At 38.1% G+C, this 18,771-nt stretch carries 15 protein-coding genes; 10 read left to right on the top strand and 5 right to left on the bottom strand.

Features of this window, described 5'->3' with window-relative positions; genetic code table 11:
• Positions 1 to 371 precede the first annotated feature (371 nt).
• Both LOS73_RS18760 and LOS73_RS18755 read left to right on the top strand, forming a co-directional pair.
• Positions 372 to 2,303: a methyl-accepting chemotaxis protein gene (locus LOS73_RS18760; protein WP_457934122.1), complete on the top strand. Its 1,932-nt coding sequence runs from the start codon at positions 372 to 374 to the stop codon at positions 2,301 to 2,303.
• A 75-nt stretch (positions 2,304 to 2,378) separates the two neighbouring features.
• Entirely contained in the window at positions 2,379 to 2,852 is a 474-nt protein-coding gene (locus LOS73_RS18755) for a peroxiredoxin (protein WP_033031288.1), read from the top strand.
• Between the two features lie 509 nt (positions 2,853 to 3,361).
• Here the strand turns inward: LOS73_RS18755 and LOS73_RS18750 are convergent.
• On the bottom strand, positions 3,362 to 3,814 hold the full coding sequence (locus LOS73_RS18750) for an REP-associated tyrosine transposase (RefSeq protein WP_457934121.1): 453 nt from the start codon (positions 3,812 to 3,814) through the stop codon (positions 3,362 to 3,364).
• 985 nt (positions 3,815 to 4,799) lie between these two features.
• Between LOS73_RS18750 and LOS73_RS18745 the strand changes: the two genes are divergently transcribed.
• From LOS73_RS18745 to LOS73_RS18735, 3 genes are all read left to right on the top strand, one after another.
• Positions 4,800 to 6,206: a mannose-1-phosphate guanylyltransferase/mannose-6-phosphate isomerase gene (locus LOS73_RS18745; protein WP_457934120.1), complete on the top strand. Its 1,407-nt coding sequence runs from the start codon at positions 4,800 to 4,802 to the stop codon at positions 6,204 to 6,206.
• 191 nt (positions 6,207 to 6,397) lie between these two features.
• Positions 6,398 to 7,816, top strand: coding sequence for a phosphomannomutase (locus tag LOS73_RS18740; protein WP_457934119.1), 1,419 nt, complete (start codon positions 6,398 to 6,400; stop codon positions 7,814 to 7,816).
• 184 nt (positions 7,817 to 8,000) lie between these two features.
• Complete coding sequence (locus tag LOS73_RS18735) at positions 8,001 to 8,414, top strand: adenylyltransferase/cytidyltransferase family protein (RefSeq protein ID WP_007376768.1); 414 nt, start codon at positions 8,001 to 8,003, stop codon at positions 8,412 to 8,414.
• A 400-nt stretch (positions 8,415 to 8,814) separates the two neighbouring features.
• Here LOS73_RS18735 and LOS73_RS18730 read toward each other — a convergent pair whose 3' ends face one another.
• The 4 genes from LOS73_RS18730 to LOS73_RS18715 all read right to left on the bottom strand — a co-directional run bounded on the left by LOS73_RS18730 (position 8,815) and on the right by LOS73_RS18715 (position 12,929).
• Complete coding sequence (locus LOS73_RS18730) at positions 8,815 to 9,879, bottom strand: CDP-glycerol glycerophosphotransferase family protein (RefSeq protein WP_007376769.1); 1,065 nt, start codon at positions 9,877 to 9,879, stop codon at positions 8,815 to 8,817.
• 565 nt (positions 9,880 to 10,444) lie between these two features.
• Positions 10,445 to 10,945, bottom strand: coding sequence for a DUF3299 domain-containing protein (locus LOS73_RS18725; protein ID WP_033031589.1), 501 nt, complete (start codon positions 10,943 to 10,945; stop codon positions 10,445 to 10,447).
• 14 nt (positions 10,946 to 10,959) lie between these two features.
• Positions 10,960 to 12,246, bottom strand: a complete 1,287-nt coding sequence (locus LOS73_RS18720) for an ABC transporter permease (protein ID WP_457934118.1) — start codon at positions 12,244 to 12,246, stop codon at positions 10,960 to 10,962.
• A complete protein-coding gene (locus LOS73_RS18715) occupies positions 12,243 to 12,929 on the bottom strand; it encodes an ABC transporter ATP-binding protein (RefSeq protein WP_457934117.1) in 687 nt (228 codons plus the stop codon). The genes LOS73_RS18720 and LOS73_RS18715 overlap by 4 nt, the downstream gene beginning before the upstream one ends.
• A gap of 389 nt (positions 12,930 to 13,318) precedes the next feature.
• Here LOS73_RS18715 and LOS73_RS18710 point away from each other — a divergent pair, with 389 nt between their 5' ends.
• From LOS73_RS18710 to LOS73_RS18690, 5 genes are all read left to right on the top strand, one after another.
• A complete protein-coding gene (locus tag LOS73_RS18710; RefSeq protein ID WP_149606515.1) occupies positions 13,319 to 14,422 on the top strand; it encodes a phosphoribosylaminoimidazolesuccinocarboxamide synthase in 1,104 nt (367 codons plus the stop codon).
• 122 nt (positions 14,423 to 14,544) lie between these two features.
• On the top strand, positions 14,545 to 15,201 hold the full coding sequence (locus LOS73_RS18705; protein WP_457934116.1) for a methylamine utilization protein: 657 nt from the start codon (positions 14,545 to 14,547) through the stop codon (positions 15,199 to 15,201).
• The gene (locus LOS73_RS18700) at positions 15,194 to 17,509 is read left to right on the top strand and encodes a bifunctional diguanylate cyclase/phosphodiesterase (protein ID WP_008137361.1); all 2,316 of its coding nucleotides are present in this window, start codon (positions 15,194 to 15,196) and stop codon (positions 17,507 to 17,509) included. The genes LOS73_RS18705 and LOS73_RS18700 overlap by 8 nt, the downstream gene beginning before the upstream one ends.
• Positions 17,496 to 18,329 carry a DUF3034 family protein gene (locus LOS73_RS18695; protein WP_457934115.1) on the top strand — a complete coding sequence of 278 codons (834 nt, stop codon included), beginning with the start codon at positions 17,496 to 17,498 and terminating at the stop codon, positions 18,327 to 18,329. Before LOS73_RS18700 ends, LOS73_RS18695 begins: the two co-directional genes overlap by 14 nt.
• Entirely contained in the window at positions 18,329 to 18,748 is a 420-nt protein-coding gene (locus LOS73_RS18690) for a group I truncated hemoglobin (RefSeq protein WP_033031584.1), read from the top strand. Before LOS73_RS18695 ends, LOS73_RS18690 begins: the two co-directional genes overlap by 1 nt.
• The last annotated feature ends 23 nt before the right edge of the window (positions 18,749 to 18,771 follow it).

Genomic DNA, 18,771 nt, shown 5'->3' with positions numbered 1-18,771 from the left:
GCTCGGTTTTTACTTATTCTTATATAGATGTAAACCAGTAGTGTAACGCAGGAGCAGTTACCGAGACCACTAGGTTACAAACCTAGTGTCGCGATTTAATCACCTCTAGGTAGAATAAATTTTAATCTTGAAAGTTCAACAGACCTCTATATTTAAAATAAATAATCTGGAATCTAATTTTAACCCCGATTTTAGGTGAATTTTTAATTCATCATTTTTAGGAGCGATTTTTATCTTGCCCTTTAAATTAGTTCTTTTGTATTGGTTACATTAAAAATTGTTGAATAACTCTGCCTTTAAAGGTGGTTTACATAAAAGTGTCATAAATAGTTAATACTCTAAGCGCGCACTCACTATTGGAGCTAAGATTTATGCGCGTGTCATCTATCACCCGGTTACTGGCTATATTATTGGCTTTGGCGAGTATTTTATTAGGCTTTACCTTATTTTGGGCAAGCCAAACTTTACTTAAGCTAGAGCAGCAAAATACCGCATACAGCCAACTCAAAAATACTATTTTAGTTGATTTAGCCGGTTATTTAGGGCGTTACTTAGACCAAGGTGACAACCAATATTTAAATCAAGCCTCTACTTTAATTAACAATGTTAAAGTTAATCAATTATCTATATTGCCAAGTGAGTTAAGCACAACGCTTGAACAGCAATTAACGAACCTCAACAATGACATAAATGGCAAATACCGTGCACTTGGTAAGCTTTCGGGTAACGAAACCGCACTACTTGATAACGCGCTTAGGCAAATGGCAGGCTCAGCATCAACATTAATTAGCTATGCTAAAAAAGCACCGAAGCAAAATAACCATGCGCTAATGTATTACTCTCTGGCGAGTGATTATTACACTGAAGTAATTAATTTATCTTTATTTACCTATCAACTTATTGTTCAGTACGATAAAAACACAGAACAAAGCTTGCAACAAAGCATCGTAAATTTAAATAAATTAGCACAAGCTATTGAGCAGCTTCCTAATTTAGGCGTTATGAGTGCCGTTGACGAAGACGCTCTATTTATTGATGAAGAAGCCGAAGACCTTGGCGACGAAATAAAGTCAGAGCTTGTCAGTTGGCCTAATCGTTATCCGCGTGATTTAGCAAGTACTCTTGAGCAAACTCAGTTACGAGAAAATGGCTCTAATGCGTTACGCTCACAAATTAGTGCACTTTCAAATACGGTTATTAATGCAGAGCAGGCGCTTAAGGCGGAGCAAGATAATTTAAAGCAGCAAGTACTTTGGGTATTTTGTGTTGCAATAGGTACGTTGGTTATATTGGCTGCGAGCGTTTATTTTGTACAACGTAATCAAGTACTAAACCCGCTTAGGCAATTGCGAGATGGCTTTGCTTTTTTAATTGAAAGTAATGAGCTTAAGAGTATTGAAAGTAAAAATTCAAAAACTGAGATTGGTGAGATTGCGCAGTTTTTTAATCAACTCATCGATAGGCAGCGAACTGAAGCGCAAGAGCGGGCACAAATGCTAAAGGTGGTTAACAGCTTTATGCAGCAAATGAGCGAAAACTTATACACTATTAGTCAACAAGCATCGCTTAGCCATGGGCAAGTTGAACAAAACCAAAACTTATTAAGCGACATTCAACGTATTGGTGAGCAGGTAAATGATATAAATGCACAGGTGGCCGATAACGCACAAAGTACATTTACTGCAATGGAGCAAAGTTTGGGCTTTTCAGCAAATATGTTAGATGCCAGTTCTGATACGCAAGTGCGTGTAGAGCAAGGAATGCAAAGCATACAAGAGTTACTAACAGGTGTTGATGGAGTGGGTAAAATTATTGAGGTTATTCGTAATATTGCCGAACAAACTAACCTTTTAGCCCTAAATGCAGCGATTGAATCAGCGCGTGCAGGAGAGCACGGACGTGGCTTTGCTGTGGTTGCTGATGAAGTAAGGCAGTTAGCGCGGCAAACACAAGGATCGCTTAGCGATATAAACGATCAACTAAGCTTGTTAACTGAAAACTCGCGAGTGGTGTCTACGCAAATATCAGCATTGGCCAACGGTGCACAGTCGCAAACACAAAATGCTCAAGAGCTAAAACTAAACTCCGAAGGGGTAGCTAGTAATGCTCAAAGTGCAAACAGCGTTGCTTTTGAGGCAATGGAACTGGCAAAGCAACAAAGTAGCTTACTCGACAATTTTAGTAAATCAATGCAAAGCATGAAAGGGCAAGTGAGTGAATCAAGTTTACTTGTTGATGATATTCGTAATCAGTTACAGCAGCAAATGCAAACAATAAAAGGTAGCTTGGGCCTTAAAAAATAAACAAAGCTGTATGTTAGCCGCATTAAGCGATAAGCTAAAAATTCATTACGTTTCAATATTTTTTAAGGATTTATTATGATTGAACAAGGCCAAACGTTACCGGCTGTAACACTTACGCAATTAACTAACGACGGCATGCAAACATTGACGAACAGTGAGTTATTTGAAGGTAAGAAAGTTGTGCTGTTTGCTGTGCCAGGCGCGTTTACACCAACCTGTTCAAATGCTCATTTACCAGAATTTATTACCCTCGCTGATAAAATTAAAGCAAAAGGTATTGACGCTATTTACTGTGTATCAGTTAACGATGCATTTGTTATGAAAGCATGGGGCGATTCACAAAACGCACAAGAAATTGCCATGCTTGCCGATGGTGATGCAAGCTTTACTAAGGCATTAGGCCTTGATAAAGACACCGCTGGCTTTGGCGGTATACGTTCTTCACGTTACGCAATGATTGTTGATAACTCGGTAGTAACCGGTTTGTTTGTAGAACAAGATAAAGAATTTGCAGTAAGCCGCGCAGAATACGTTTTAGAAAACCTTTAAGCGCGAAGTAAATTCGCACCTACGGTTTGGCATATGTTGTAGGTGAGGTTTTACACCTCGCTTTTTAAACACCAAAGCCACGTTACAAAGCGCGAAGTAAATTCGCACCTACGGGTTGGTGTATGTTGTAGGTGAGGTTTTACACCTCGCTTTTTAAACTCCCAAGCCACGTTACAAAGCGCGAAGTAAATTCGCACCTACGGGTTGGTGTATGTTGTAGGTGAGGTTTTACACCTCGCTTTTTAAACACCAAAGCCACGTTACAAAGCGCGAAGTAAATTCGCACCTACGGTTTGGCATATGTGTAGGTGAGGTTTTACACCTCGCTTTTTAACATTAAAGCCACGTGATATGAGCGCGAAATAAATTTGTACCTACGGTTTGGTGCATGTTGTAGGTGAGGTTTTACACCTCGCTTTTTAAACACCAAAGCCACGTGATATGAGCGCGAAGTAAATTCGCACCTACGGGTTGGCGTATGTTGTAGGTGAGGTTTCACACCTCGCTTTTTACTTTATGTAAATACAGTCCCAGTAGGGATACGAAGCAACTTTATCGACGATTTTAGCCCTTAAAGGGTTTGCAATTATATACCTAGCGTTATTAAGTAAATCATCCTCATTTCTAATCATATGGTCGTAGTAGTTACGTTGCCATAGTTTTTGTACCCCTAAGCGATCGCGTATAGTTTTGGAGCAGCGACCTTTAAAAGATTTAATTACATCCGATAGGGATTTTTCATTTCCCAATTGAATTAACCAATGAACATGATTTGGCATAATTACAAACGCTATTGTTTTAGCTGCTTTTTGATCTTCTATATTTTTCATTTCTTTAATAATTAAACGATTAATATCTATAGAGATAAACTTATCTTCTATTTTATGTGCTACCAATGTAATAGAGTAAAATCGATTTATTAACGATACTCTGCCTTTTCTTAATAAATCGGAACGATGCATTTTTATTGATCCTTTTTATTTAAAGGTAGCAGAAATATAGAAATTTTTAAGATGAGTGAGCGCGAAATAAATTCGCACCTACGATTTGGTGTATGTTGTAGGTGAGGTTTTACACCTCGCTTTTTAAACATTAAAGCCACGTTACATGAGCGCGAAATAAATTCGCACCTACGGTTTGGCATATGTTGTAGGTGAGGTTTTACACCTCGCTTTTTAAATATTAAAGCCACGTTACAAAGCGCGAAGTAAATTCGCACCTACGGTTTGGTGTATGTGTAGGTGAGGTTTTACACCTCGCTTTTTAACATTAAAGCCACGTGATATAAGCGCGAAGTAAATTCGCACCTACGGTTTGGTGCATGTTGTAGGTGAGGTTTTACACCTCGCTTTTTAAACACCCAAGCTACGTGATATGAGCGCGAAGTAAATTTGTACCTACGGTTTGGTGCATGTTGTAGGTGAGGTTTTACACCTCGCTTTTTAAACATTAAAGCTATGGTGTATGGGCGGATGTAAATTCGCACCTACGGTTTGGTGTATGTTGTAGGTGAGGTTTTACACCTCGCTTTTTAAACACCAAAGCCATGTTACATGAGCGCGAAGTAAATTCGCACCTCTGGGGTGGTGTATGTTGTAGGTAAGGTTTTACACCTCGCTTTTTGGCACCAAAGCCACGTTACAAAGCGCGAAGTAAATTCGAATCTACGGGTTGGTGTATGTGTAGGTGAGGTTTTACACCTCGCTTTTTAAACATTAAAGCTATGGTGTATGGGCGGATGTAAATTCGCACCTACGGTTTGGCATATGTTGTAGGTGAGGTTTTACACCTCGCTTTTAAATGAAGCTAAATATTGTCGCAATTAATTTCCCGTTTCGAAGGTCAATTAGGTAGCATGTCAGATTTTTTAATCTGACACTCAATTATGAACATTCTTCACACATTCAAAGTGGTACTTTGAAGCCATTTTAGCAAAGGAATTTAATAATGATTTTACCTGTAATAATGGCTGGTGGATCGGGTACGCGTTTATGGCCGCTTTCTCGCGGGAATTACCCAAAACAATTTTTACCATTAAGTGGCGAACAAACTATGCTACAAAATACGATAAGTCGTTTAAATGGTTTAGTTCATAGTCCTGCAATGCTTATTTGTAATGAAGAGCATCGTTTTATAGCGGCAGAACAAGTTCGACAATTAGGTGTGCAGCATAGTGGACTGTTTTTAGAGCCTGTAGGGCGTAACACGGCGCCAGCGATTGCCTTAGCTGCATTTAAAGCTGTAGAGAAAGGTGAAAACCCTTTGCTGCTTATACTTGCCGCAGATCATGTGATTGACGACACTATTGCATTTCAACATAGTATTAACCAAGCTGTAGAACTGGCCAAGCAAGACAAGTTAGTTACCTTTGGTATTGTAGGAAACAAACCTGAAACAGGGTATGGCTATATAAAGCGCGGTGAGCAATTTAATAGCGGTTTTGTGGTTGATAGTTTTGTAGAAAAGCCAAGCCTAGAAATGGCAAAAAAATACATAGATAGTGGCGATTATTATTGGAATAGTGGCATGTTTTTATTTAAAGCAAGTCGTTATTTAGAGGAACTAAACACTTTTCGCCCTGATATTTATGAAGCATGCGAAAAAGCTATGCAAGTACAAAACGACGATATGGATTTTGTTCGTATAGATAAAGCCGCATTTGAAAAATGCGCGAGCGAGTCGATAGACTATGCTGTGATGGAACATACCAAAGATGCAGTGGTTGTGCCGATGGATGCCGGTTGGAGCGATGTCGGTGGTTTTTCTGCATTGTGGGACGTATCAACTAAAGATAAAAATGGCAATGTATTTACAGGTGATGTAAAAGCGATTAACACTAAAAACACCCTGGTTTTTGGTGAAGATAAACTCGTTGCTACAATCGGTATTGAAGACCTCGTTATAATAAATACTAAAGATGCAGTGCTTGTTGCGCACAAAGATCAATCACAGCATGTAAAAGCAATCGTACAGCAATTAAAAGCTGAAAATCGTTCAGAAGCAGTCACGCACCGCGAAGTTTACCGACCTTGGGGTAAATATGACTCAGTTGATAGCGGCGAACGCTTCCAAGTTAAGCGTATTACAGTAAAGCCTGGCGCAAAACTCAGTGTGCAAATGCATCATCACCGTTCAGAACATTGGATTATTGTATCAGGCGCTGCAAAGGTGCTAATAGATGGTGCTGAGCAGCTCGTAACTGAAAATGAGTCGGTGTACATTCCCATTACTGCAGTACATGCGCTGGAAAACCCAGGTAAAGTTGATTTAGAGCTTATTGAAGTTCAGTCTGGTTCATACCTTGGTGAAGATGACATTGTGCGTTTTGAAGATTGCTACGGCCGAGTGAAGTGATTAATTATTTGGTATTCAATGCTTGTAAGGGCGCTGTATTTAACCTGAATTCGGGATAATAAATTTAATATCATCATGATTCAATACGTTAGTAAATCTCTTAACCAGAGTTCAGGTTATTTAGATAAGTGATAGTTATTAGTAATTTTTCGTTTTCACTTTTCTTTGTATAAAAAGCGATAAGGTTGTATATGGATAACACATTAATTTGCTCAGAAGTGATAGCCAAAAGTGGTGTTGTTTTTGGCACCAGTGGTGCACGTGGTTTAGTTACAGATTTTACCGCAGATGTATGTGCTGCTTTTTCTATCGCGTTTGTTAAGTCGATAAAAACAGAATTTAGCTTTAATACCGTAGCATTAGCTATTGATAATCGCCCCAGTAGTTATTTTATGGCGCAAGCCTGCGCGCAAAGCTTAAAGCAACTCAATATTAATGTAATTTACTATGGTGTTATACCCACTCCAGCGCTTGCTTATAAAGCGATGCAAGACTCTATCCCAAGCATAATGGTTACAGGTAGCCATATACCGTTTGACCGAAATGGCCTTAAGTTTTATCGACCAGACGGTGAAATCACCAAAGCTGATGAACAAGCTATCTTAAATAATATAATGCCGTTCTCAGCGGTAACACAAGTAAGTGAACTTGATCTAAATACTGCAGCAAGTGAAGCTTATATAAAGCGTTATACCAAGTTATTTAGTGCCGATGCACTGATTGGTAAAAAAGTAGGCATTTATGAGCACTCCAGCGCAGGACGAGACTTATATAAAAGTTTGTTCGAACAATTGGGGGCGAAGGTAATAAGCTTAGGGCGCAGCGAAAATTTTATACCAATTGATACAGAAGCCGTTTCTGAGGAAGATAAAAAACAAGCAATTATATGGTCAAAAAAGTATGGGGTTGACGCTATATTTTCAACAGATGGCGATGGTGACCGCCCGCTCGTTGCTGACGAAAATGGTGGCTGGTTACGCGGTGATTTATTAGGTTTATTGTGCAGTCAACTCCTTGGTATTGAAGCATTGGCTGTCCCTGTAAGTTGTAACACGGCGATAGAAAAATCAAATAGCTTTAAACACATCATACGTACAAAAATTGGATCACCTTTTGTAATCGCAGAGTTTAGCCAATTAAATGAAAACTTTACACGTGTTGCTGGTTTCGAAGCCAATGGTGGGTTTTTATTAGGCTCAAACATAGACATAAATGCAAAGCAGCTTACAGCTTTACCAACACGTGATGCAGTGTTACCTGCACTTATGTTGTTAATACAAAAGCAACCAATATCTATGCAATTGAAGTTATTACCAGGGCGCTTCACCGCGAGCGATAGGCTGCAAAATTTTGCAAAAGCCAAGAGCCTTGAATTAATTGCAACGCTTAAGTGTAGTGCCGATGCATTTCTCACAGAATTAGGCTGCGGTCTAAATTACTCAGTTAATACAGTCGATGGTTTGCGTATTGTCCTTCAAAATGATGACGTAGTGCATTTAAGAGCTTCCGGCAACGCTCCTGAGTTACGTTGTTATACTGAGAGTGATACTGTTTTTAATGCAGAAAAATTAGCCGACAAGGTAATCCAGTATTTAAATAAATTAAAATAACTGTAATTATTTCAATAAACTACATTTCAAGCATGGATTTATTATCCAGAGTTTAAGTTAATTATACTATGTTAGCTTTAGTGCAGGTTTGTATTGGTTTGTTCCTGATTTTTATTCATGTTTATGCTTATGTTATCCTACGTACTAAATTATTAGGGTATTACTTTTAGTCGTAGGTTTTGAAATGAAAAAAATAGGCTATACCACTGGGGTTTTTGATCTGTTTCATATTGGTCATCTCAATGTACTTAAACGCGCAAAGCTAGAGTGTGATTACCTTATTGTTGGGGTAACAAGCGATGAGTTATCTATATCGGTTAAAAACAAAAAGCCGGTAATCCCTTTTCAAGAAAGGCTAGAAATTGTCGAAGCGATTAAGTTTGTGGATGAGGTTGTTCCTCAAGTTAATTATGACAAACTAGAAGCGTGGAATAATTTAAAATTTGACAAAATGTTTGTCGGAGACGATTGGAAAGGCACTGACAAGTGGAACGCAATAGAAGAAGATTTTGCTAAGCGGGGAGTTGAAATAATGTATTTCCCTTATACTACGCATACTTCGAGCACTATTTTACGTGAAGTACTTAGTAAAATATAAAACCTGATTAAAATCGTATCTAGTTTAGAGTGTTTTTATTTCCCATATATAGGTTATAACGGCGCATAAATACCAATCCGCAATAATACTTAACCTGAACTTTGCTTGAGATAGATTTATTATCCAAAGTTCAGGTTACTTATACCAATCCGCAATAATACTTAATCAATTTGAGGGATCAAATCTGACGTTAACTGCGTTAAAAATTTCTGATATAGAATAACTAAATAACGAAATTTTTGCCTTGTTATCGACACGATTTTCTTACCTCAAAATAGCTCACTTAATTAAGTGAATTGGTATTAATTAAGCTAATTGATATAAAAGCCTAGCTAAAACAAGTTTCAACCCTAAAAATCCAATAATCCTTTGTTTTATATGTGATTGTTTGGCTTTAAAGTTATGACCACCAATAGTAATTTAGGCTTTTTCTAATTTTAAATTTACGAAGTAAGTTTAAAGGTTTTCTTTTTAGGTGAGATGTACCAGAACAAATTAAATTATTAATAGCGCCTAATACCCTCACACTCGACTTGCCATCTCTGTATGGATGAACGCTGTCGCAGTATTGTTTTACTTTTTCTAATGTGTGCTCATCTTTTTGAAAAGCGCTTATTAAAGTACTTTCTAGGTCGGCTTCGTTACTAAAGTTAATCATCCAGTCTTTAGGTTTGCGGTTGTTAAACGCAACGGCTACTTTTTCTTGTAATGCAAATTCGGTAATAATTGATGATGTGTCAGACAGTATAATGTCGGTAGCCTGTAGAATTGGAATCACATCACCGGTGGTAATAAAGGTGAGGTTTTCGCAGGCGAGTGATTTATACATTTCAATTTCTTCGCTTGTTGCTTTTGGATGAAGCTTTACTATCCACTGCCAGTTTTGTGTTTTTAATAGCGCTTTAATATAAGGGTAAAGCTTGTAGGTACTTGTTAGCTTTGGCGAAAAAGTGGGGGCATATAATATGGTAGGCTTATCAGATTGATATAGCGCTATGTCTTTATGCTCAGTAAATAAAGGATCTAACTTTGACCAGCCGGTTTCGACTACGTCGCAAGTGCCATCGTTAATATCATTAAACCCTTGAGTAATATTTGGACCTTGTGTGCAATATAAGTCAAAAAATCCTCTAATATTAAACTTGTTCTTTTTACCCGAATCAAAACCATGAAAAACCTGCACTTTAATCCCAGGAAAAAAATGAGGGATCACGTTACCAGGCGCAAGAGTGGCATTGGCGTTATATTCTTTAACTTCTTTTATATTGAGAAGCTGGTAATCATCAGGCTGTAAAAAACCCTCAGCCTCACTTCCAGTAGGAATAAACCAAGCAACGCTGCCTCCTCGCTTTTTTATTTCGTGCTCTATGGGTCTTAAAACGTTAAACGAGTACGATAAATTTACAAAAAACAAATATTTAAATTCGCTTGTTTTGTTTAGAGAAGGCAGATCTTTATTTAGCACTGGTGGTTCCTTTTTTAACTGAAAAAGTAAAAGTATTTAATCTAAACTTTGACTAAGGGGTTTAGGGCATGTTGAAATTTGTTCAATCTAGGGGCAATTTAATCCCGGCTCGAGATTTGTAACCAGATAACGGCTCCTGCGTTTATTGGCTTACATCCATGTAAGAATAAGTCAAAGCCGAACAACAAAGAGTCAATCGCCGCTAGGCCGAACCCAAAGGTAGCGTATGTTTGGCATTTATGCTGCGTATCGCCTATTTATGGGGAACACCACACAACGTAGGTTCTGCCTTGCCTAAAAACCAAACATACTACTGCAAATTAAACCACCAGAGAACAACACGCCCTAGTAACATATTGCGTTATATTGGTATTTAATACCAACCTGCATAAATCTTTGATCAATTTAACGGATTAAATTGCACTATAACGTCGTTAAAAATTTTTTATTTAGAATAACTAGATACAAAAATTTTTGCCTAGTTCTAGCGTAATTTTCTTAACGTTAAATAGGTCCCATATATAAGCAGATTGGTATAAATTTATCAGCAGTTCAGGTTAGTTAATTAAAGTTCAAATGGCGCAACGCCAACTGCCTTCATTTTATAGCCTACTTGGGCTATTTCGCCTGACCACGTTTCTGTGCTTATAACACCAGTTACAACGATTGCGTCATACAGGCTGTCTATAGGTACGCCACCTTTAATAGTTACATGCACAATTTGATTTGGCGGCGGTGGCGGTACGTGTATACATGCACCAAAATATGGGACGAGTAAAAACTCAGTAATAATTTCACTGTCACCTTCAAGTGGTACTACAAAGCCAGGTAAGCTTACAGACTGACCGTTTAACGCTTTAACTACAGGTGCGTCTAGATCGGGTTGCACCCAATTTTGATCGCTGCCTTCGTGATTGGCTTGTGCTTGTGTGTTTATTTGCACGTGATTTTTAGGGATTAAGTCTTCCCAAAAAATCTCTTTTGGTGGATTTGCATTACTTGCAAAACTTACGAGTAGCAAATTAAGAATAGTAATGTATTGAAAAGCTGTTTTAAAAAACGTCATGGGATACCTAAAAATTATGTTTTTATACTCATGCCATCGCTGAGAGAATAAAAGTAAGCGCGTGTGGCAGGTACTAAACCAATAATAAAACCAGCTACCATAATAACGCCTATTAATGTGAGTTCATAGTAAGAGAGCATCGCTATATTTACGCTAATACCTGCATGGCTTTGTAGGTAGCCGGCACCTAAATACATAACTAAATAAAATAATGCACAGCCAACTAAGCAGCCTAATAAAGTAGTTAACAGTGACTCTATGCTTATAAGTGTGAATAATTGCCAAGGGCGGGCACCTACCGAACGTAATATAGCAAGCTCACGGCGACGTTGACTTAGGTTTGCAAGCAGTGTGGTTAGCATGCCTAGTAAGCTAACAAGTACGACGATTGCGGAAAATAGTTGCAGTGTTTTTTCTACTATGGCGAGCATTTGCCATAATTCTTTCAGTGTTACGGTGGGCATAATACCAAGCAATGCTTCTTGCTTATATTGATTTATATTGCGCCTAATTTGCAATGTGTATAGCGGTGATTTAAAACCCATTAAAAATGCAGTGATTTGTTTTGGATGACCGATAAGATCGTTATGTTCGTCATGTTCGTCATGTTCGTCATGTTCGTCATGTTCGTCATGTTCGTCATGTTCGTCATGTTTAGTGCTAGCTCTGGCATGTATTAAATCGATAGAGGCAAGCGGTATGTGTAACGTTTTATCAACAGGTGTGCCGGTGGGGTTTAAAATACCGACAACTTTAAATGGGTTGTCGTCATGATGATGAAAGCTAGTATTGCCCATACCGTGGGATATAACGATATGATCGCCAAGTTTATAACCTAACTTGTTGGCTACGTTGCTCCCCAGTACAACCTCGTTAATACTTAAAAACGGATGGCCTTGGTTAAAGCTTAAGTTTTGTTTTTTAGCAAAGCGGTAATGTTCAAAGTAGTCAAGAGTAGTGCCAAGTACAGCTTGGCCTTTATGGCTGTCGCCTAGGCTTATAGGTATGCTCCATTTTACGCCGCGCTGATTGGTTATATATTTATAACTTTGCCAGCTTACGCCGTTGTTGGTATGGCCAATTCTAAATACCGACGCAAGTAATAATTGAATATCACCAGTGCGTGCGCCCACAATTAAATCAGTGCCCGAAATAGTATTACTAAAGCTACTTTTTGCATCAACTCTTACACGCTCAATACTTAGCAATAACATAACGCTAATTGCAATAGTAAACAGTGTTAAAAATACGCTGGCACGACGATTTAATAAGCTTTTGTAAGCAAGTTTAGCAAGGATCATATTTGCTCCTGCAAATGGGTTAAATCTATTGAACGATCGAATAACGGTTTTAAGCTTTCGTCATGACTTACAAATATTAAGGTGATGTTTAAATGCAATGCCTGTTCAAATAATAACGTTATAAAGCTTTCGCGGTTATTTGCATCAAGTGCTGATGTTGGCTCGTCAGCTATTATTAGCTCAGGGTTACCAATAAAAGCACGGGCTGCTGCAACACGTTGTTGTTGGCCAATACTGAGCTGTGCTACGTTTTTATGATGGTATTGCTCAATTAAGCCAAGTGCGTTTAATAAGCGCTCAGCTTCTTTGTGTAATGTTGTGGCGTGTTTAAGTGCTTGGCTTTGCCGTACTTTAGAAAATTGACACCCTAAAATGACATTTTCGATAGGTGTTAAATAAGGTAATAAATTAAAGTTTTGAAAAATGGTGCCAATATGGTCGGCTCTAAATGCATCGCGCTTGGTATTACTTTGTGTGTTTAGGCATTGATTTAAAATATACACATCACCGCTGGTGGCTGTATTAATTCCCGTAAGTAACGCTAATAAAGTAGATTTTCCTGAACCGCTTGGGCCATATAAAAAAATACGTTCGCCTTTTTCTACAGCCAGCTCTGCAATCCTTAGAGTCGGTTTTTTATCGTTTTTATGCCATTTAAAAGTAACGTTTTTTAGGCTGATCATTAAATGTATACCTGTATAAATCTGACGAAGATAAACTCGGGTTAAGAAACTAACTAAGAGGTTGACCTGTAAATATAATTAAAGTTGCTTTTTGTTAGTCAAAATTTTTAAATGCAAACAAGGCGAATTTACGCGTCAATAGTGGGCCTATTGCAAGTGAATTCAACGCAGTTAGTGTTGAAAATAACTGCTTAAGATTGATTTACTATCCAGAGTTCAGGTTATTTAGCTTACGCGTAAAGTTTACCTTATCCCAACGAGCATATAAATATGTGCCTTTATTTGTTTTAAGCATCCGATTGAGCTTTAGGGTTGGCTAGATTATTATACAGCCCACATAACCCCATACCATACTTTGCTCAAAGAGCACCCCTAACCCCGGAGATAGCATGACTAGCTATAAAGTTTTAGATGTAAACGATGATTTACCCATTCGTACCAAAGGTGAAGTACATAGCGGTAAGGTTCGTTCAGTTTATTGGCTAACAGATGAAGACAGCGCGCGATTAATTAGCGACAAAGACTATAAAGTACCTGCAGGCACTGAGCTTGCAATTATGGTTATTTCAGACCGAATTTCGGCGTTTGATTGTATTTGGCAAGGCGAAAACGGGTTAAATGGCGTGCCAGGTAAAGGGATCGCCCTTAACTCGGTTGCATCGCATTGGTTTAAATTATTTGATCAAGCAGGTCTTGCAGGTAACCATATTGTTGATATTCCGCATCCTTACGTATGGATTGTACGCAAAGCCAGTACAGTAAAAGTAGAAGCGATTGCACGCCAATACATTACAGGCAGCATGTGGCGCGATTACGCAAAAGGCGTGCGTAATTTTTGTGGTATTGATTTACCAGAAGGCTTAAAAGCAAACCAAAAGCTTGATAACGTTCTAATTACGCCCTCAACAAAAGGTATTATTGAAGGTGTTGCCGACATTCCACCTGTTGATGATGTAAATATCACGCGTGCTAACATTACTAATAACTTAGATGTATTTAACTTTAAGTCGGCAGATGATGTAACTAAGTACGAAAAACTGCTAGTTGAAGGCTTTAAGTTAATTAGCGATGAGCTTGCAAAGCTTGATCAAATTTTTGTGGATACAAAATTTGAGTTTGGTTATGTGGAAGATTTAAATGGCGCGCAGCAACTTATTTATATTGATGAAGTAGGCACGCCTGATTCGTCACGTATTTGGGATGAAGCCGCTTATCGCGATGGCAAAATTGTCGAAAATTCTAAAGAAGGCTTTCGCCAGTTACTAATTAATAATGTGCCAGAAAGCGATGTATTATTAAATAAAGACCGTATGAGTGAACGTGAACAACTTGCTAAAGATTATATTTTACCAGAATCAGTCATGCTTGAAGTGTCAAATACCTATGTAGGTATTGCGAGTAAAATTGTTGGCAAAGATATTGTTATACCTAGCGATCCTCGCCAAGAAGTAATTGCTATTTTAGATGCTGAATACGGATTGATTGTAAAATAACACGACTAAAGGATGGCTTAACCTAGTTACTCGGTCTTTATTTGTGGTTACTGGGCTATAATTCTTGCAATTAGTGCTCGTCTCTAATTAACTTAGCTTAACGTTAATAGTTTGGTGTTGTTATGTTAGAGCGAGCATTGCAAAAAATTGCAAAAAATCGTTGTTTTTTAGCAATAGGTTTGTTTTTTAGCCATTTTGCTTTGAGCGCAAATATTGATTTAGTTATACAAGACCAACATGGGCAAGCATTACCTGATGCGGTGGTTGAACTAAATCAAAATAATATAAAGTCTGCTTTTACATCAAAGACGGTTGCGACAATGGATCAAGTTAATAAGCAATTTTCACCTGAATTATTAATTGTTCAAAAGGGGCAGCAAGTAAATTTTCCTAATAGCGATAATATTCGCCATCATGTGTATTCTTTTTCACAAGCCAAGCCTTTTCAGCTAAAATTATATTCAGGGCAACCAAAAGACCCTATTGTATTTGATAAGCCCGGTGTGGTTGTTTTAGGATGCAATATTCATGACTCTATGATTGGCTATATTTATGTGGCAGATAATGATCTTGTTTATAAAACAGATGAAAGAGGGCGTGTTACTTTGCCAGCCACTTCTTCTGAGGTGACTGTATGGCATCCTCTTCAGCGTGCCGCATTGGAGAATAAAAAAATAATTACTATTAATTCTCAAACTCAGCTTTTAATAACCATAAATACTGCGGTCCCAGAGCTTCGAAATACATTTGGCAGTAAATTTAAGGCCCAAAATGACTAATAGTTTAAAAAACCGTATAACCATACTCTGCGTTGGCTTAGTGCTATTAACCACTGTGGTTAGCTTATTTAGTTTTTGGTGGTCTACGAGTAAATTCCAAGAAGAAAAAGTTAACCAAGATATAAGCGTTGCCCAAAGTGTATACAAGCAATACTTAAAGTCAAAAGAGAGCCTATTATTAACCGCCGCTAAAGTACTTACCTCTGACTTTGGCTTTAAACAAGCTGTTGCTACACGAGACGCCGGTACAATAAGTAGCGTATTATTTAACCACAGTCAGCGTATAAACGCCGAGCTAATGTTGTTAATTGATTTGTCGGGTAAATTAATTTCGGCTAATACTAGCGAAGATATTTACGGGCATGATTTACAGCCGCTAATGAAAGAATTATTAAGTACTTCGGAGCAATCTAGTTTTGTTGTTTTAAATAACGAACTTTACCAAGTGATTTTACTTCCCGTTAAAGCGCCACGTACAGTTGCTTATAGTTTAGTTGGATTTAAAATAAATAACGAAGTGGCCGCCGAGCTTAAAAGCTTAACAGGTATGGATGTAAGCTTTATAGGCAGTGCGGATAATTTAGTTATTAGCTCTTTAGTTAAACGCCCAACCCCTTTTGAACCTGTGAACTATTTTAATACATTAACCACATCACGCTTTTTTGGTGAATATTTAGTGTATCGCAATCGTGATATTGATTTACCGTCGCTACTTTCTCACCCAATTGTTATTTTACTCAGTGCCGATTTAACGCAAAGTTACAGTGATTTTGAAAAGCTATTTTTTACATTAATGATATTGGCTATTTTAACCATGTTTGTAGGTGTTATAACAAGTAGCTTATTAGCAAACAACCTTACTACTCCTTTATCTCAACTCGCTGTTATTGCTAGGCAATTTGCACAAGGTAACTATAGTTTCGAATTTAAAGGAAAAAAACAAAGTACAGAAATAACGACCCTAGTTGATGCATTTAATAGCATGGGTAACGATATTAATGAACGTGAGAAACAAATTAGTTTTCAGGCTCGCCATGACTCCCTTACAGGGTTTTATAATCGTTCAGCAATGCTAGATGTGTTGGGGGATGAATTAGATGCAACGAATGAATACACACTTGTTGCTATTGATATTAAGGGTTTGCGACACATAAACGATAAGTTAGGCCCTCGTGTTGGGGATGACTGTTTAAAAGCGGTAGCAAGTCGTATTAGTGAGTTTTCTGATGAGCTAGGTGGTTTTCATGCGCGAATTGGCGGCGATGAATTTTTAACGGTATTCCCAGCAACTGCAGCACAAGAGCTAAAAAGTGGCATTGACGGCTTAATGATGCAGTTACAGGCTTGCTATACCATTCAAAAGTTAAAAATTAATTTACGGTTTAGTGCCGGTATTGTGCAATACCCAGCGCAAGGTATTACTAGCGATGATTTAATGCGCCGTGTATTGATTGCTGTCGACAGTGCTGCAAGCGATCATGAAAGTATTCATTATTATCAAAGTGGCGAAGATGAGGCGCATTTAGAGCGCTTAATAATGCTTGATGAGTTAAAACAAGCAATTATTGACGATGATGGCCAATTATTTATGACCTATCAGCCTAAGTTGCATATGAAAACGCAAAAAATCGATAAAGTTGAGTCGCTTATACGCTGGCAACGAAAAGATGGTAGCTGGGTTAATCCAGAGCTATTTATTGATTTAGCTGAGCAGTCGGGGCTTATTGTTGAGCTAACCGCGTGGGTGGTTAATACCGTTGTTGCACAGGTAGCTAACTGGCAATCAAAAGGCATTGAGTTACAAGCCGCTATTAATGTATCGGCGCAAGATATTGCCTTTTCGGGATTTCATTCAGCTTTGGTCAGTACGCTTGAAAAACATAAAGTAGACCCTAAGTTGATTACGATTGAACTTACCGAGCGCGATATGATAGAAAATGAAGAGAAAGGTATTAAAGCACTCGAAAATTTAAAGGCAATTGGCGTTAAAATATCACTAGACGATTACGGCGTAGGGCAAACGTCACTTGGGCGCTTAAAAATGCTACCTATTGATGAGTTAAAATTAGATAAGTGTTTTATTTTAAAACTTGATGAGTCACAAAAAGATCAGTTTATTGTGCAGTCTTCGATTACGTTAGGTCATCAATTAGGATTTTCTGTTGTTGCTGAAGGGGTCGAAACATTGGGGTCTTTAGAGTTGCTTAAAAATATGCAATGCGATCATGCACAAGGCTATTATTTAAGTAGACCGTTAAAAGCTGAATTACTTGAAGAATGGCTTTTAGATCATTATGTATCACATTAAATATTGGAGCGTAGTTGCCCTTTGTTTAATGAGTTTACCGTGTGTAGCCAGCAGTGGAAAACTGCTTGCTACTCCTGGTGTGTCTCAAATTGAAGGCAATGCGGGTGGAGGCATTGTACCTTGGGCGCAACTAGCTGGTTATGCCAGTGATGATGAGTTTTCGATAAATGGCTTTTGTAGCCGGGCAGATGTAACCGATTACACTCTTGATGTATGCGGTGCCCAGTTAAACTTGTTTAATCGTGTTGAATTTAGTTACGCAATACAGCAATTTGATGTACCAGCATTCAATGCGCAGATAGAGCAAAATATTAGCGGCGTTAAAGTTCGTTTATATGGGGATATTGTTTACAGTGAGTGGCCACAATTAAGTGCAGGCATTTTACATAAATCACTGGATGATGGCTCTATTGCACAGTTAGTTGGCGCGAAAAGTACCAGTGGAACCGATTTTTATTTAGCGGCCAGTAAATTACATTTAGGCGCTATTGCAGGTTACAACTGGTTTTGGGACTTAACGACACGCTACAGTGAAGCAAACGAATTAGGCTTGCTAGGCTATGGTGGTGAAAGCGACAGTACTAGGGTGTTGTTTGAAGGCAGTACTGCTCTTTTTTTAAGCCGTGAATTGGCCGTAGGTGTTGAGTATCGTCAAAAAGCGAATAACCTTAATTTAGGCGAACAAGATTGGAAAGATGTATTTGTGGCTTGGATACCAAATAAGTACGTGAGTATAACAGCGGCTTATTTAGACTTAGGACGCATTGCCGGTGCTAATGATCAAACTGGTTGGTATTTTTCGGTAACAGGGTATTGGTGATGCAAAATATAGCCTTATTTTTATTATGCGCAGGGTTATTAGTAGGCTGTGCAAATAAACCTGCACTGTCGCTTTATCAGCAGTTAGATGGAAAAGCAGGTATAGCTAAGCTTGTTGATAGTTTTATCTATCAAATAGGTAACGACGAGCAAGTATTTCATTACTTTGAACACGCTAATATTACGCATTTTCGTGATGGTTTTATTTCCCATATGTGTATGTTATTTGAAGGCCCATGTGAGTACAGAGGCGATTCTATGATTGCTATTCATACGGGTATGAATATATCGGAAAAAGACTTTAATCATGTGGTCGATTTACTCGTTAACGCAATGAATGAGCAAAATATTAGTTATAACGTGCAAAATAAAATACTTTCAAAAATGGCACCACTACGTGGTGGAATAATAAAAATATAAGTACCTTGGTTTTTGTTATGTGG

It is taken from the genome of Pseudoalteromonas sp. SCSIO 43210, from assembly GCF_054133285.1.
The sequence above is the reverse complement of the archived record's forward strand: the minus strand, read 5'-3'. Positions and strand labels throughout refer to the sequence as shown.

What these genes read in the sequence shown, in the direction of transcription:
- LOS73_RS18720 (WP_457934118.1), bottom strand. Translation starts at nt 12,246, where the DNA reads ATGATCCTTGCTAAACTTGCTTACAAAAGCTTATTAAATCGTCGTGCC.
- LOS73_RS18695 (WP_457934115.1), top strand. Translation starts at nt 17,496, where the DNA reads ATGTATCACATTAAATATTGGAGCGTAGTTGCCCTTTGTTTAATGAGT.
- LOS73_RS18760 (WP_457934122.1), top strand. Translation starts at nt 372, where the DNA reads ATGCGCGTGTCATCTATCACCCGGTTACTGGCTATATTATTGGCTTTG.
- LOS73_RS18725 (WP_033031589.1), bottom strand. Translation starts at nt 10,945, where the DNA reads ATGACGTTTTTTAAAACAGCTTTTCAATACATTACTATTCTTAATTTG.
- LOS73_RS18700 (WP_008137361.1), top strand. Translation starts at nt 15,194, where the DNA reads ATGACTAATAGTTTAAAAAACCGTATAACCATACTCTGCGTTGGCTTA.
- LOS73_RS18745 (WP_457934120.1), top strand. Translation starts at nt 4,800, where the DNA reads ATGATTTTACCTGTAATAATGGCTGGTGGATCGGGTACGCGTTTATGG.
- LOS73_RS18690 (WP_033031584.1), top strand. Translation starts at nt 18,329, where the DNA reads ATGCAAAATATAGCCTTATTTTTATTATGCGCAGGGTTATTAGTAGGC.
- LOS73_RS18755 (WP_033031288.1), top strand. Translation starts at nt 2,379, where the DNA reads ATGATTGAACAAGGCCAAACGTTACCGGCTGTAACACTTACGCAATTA.
- LOS73_RS18750 (WP_457934121.1), bottom strand. Translation starts at nt 3,814, where the DNA reads ATGCATCGTTCCGATTTATTAAGAAAAGGCAGAGTATCGTTAATAAAT.
- LOS73_RS18705 (WP_457934116.1), top strand. Translation starts at nt 14,545, where the DNA reads ATGTTAGAGCGAGCATTGCAAAAAATTGCAAAAAATCGTTGTTTTTTA.
- LOS73_RS18735 (WP_007376768.1), top strand. Translation starts at nt 8,001, where the DNA reads ATGAAAAAAATAGGCTATACCACTGGGGTTTTTGATCTGTTTCATATT.
- LOS73_RS18715 (WP_457934117.1), bottom strand. Translation starts at nt 12,929, where the DNA reads ATGATCAGCCTAAAAAACGTTACTTTTAAATGGCATAAAAACGATAAA.
- LOS73_RS18740 (WP_457934119.1), top strand. Translation starts at nt 6,398, where the DNA reads ATGGATAACACATTAATTTGCTCAGAAGTGATAGCCAAAAGTGGTGTT.
- LOS73_RS18710 (WP_149606515.1), top strand. Translation starts at nt 13,319, where the DNA reads ATGACTAGCTATAAAGTTTTAGATGTAAACGATGATTTACCCATTCGT.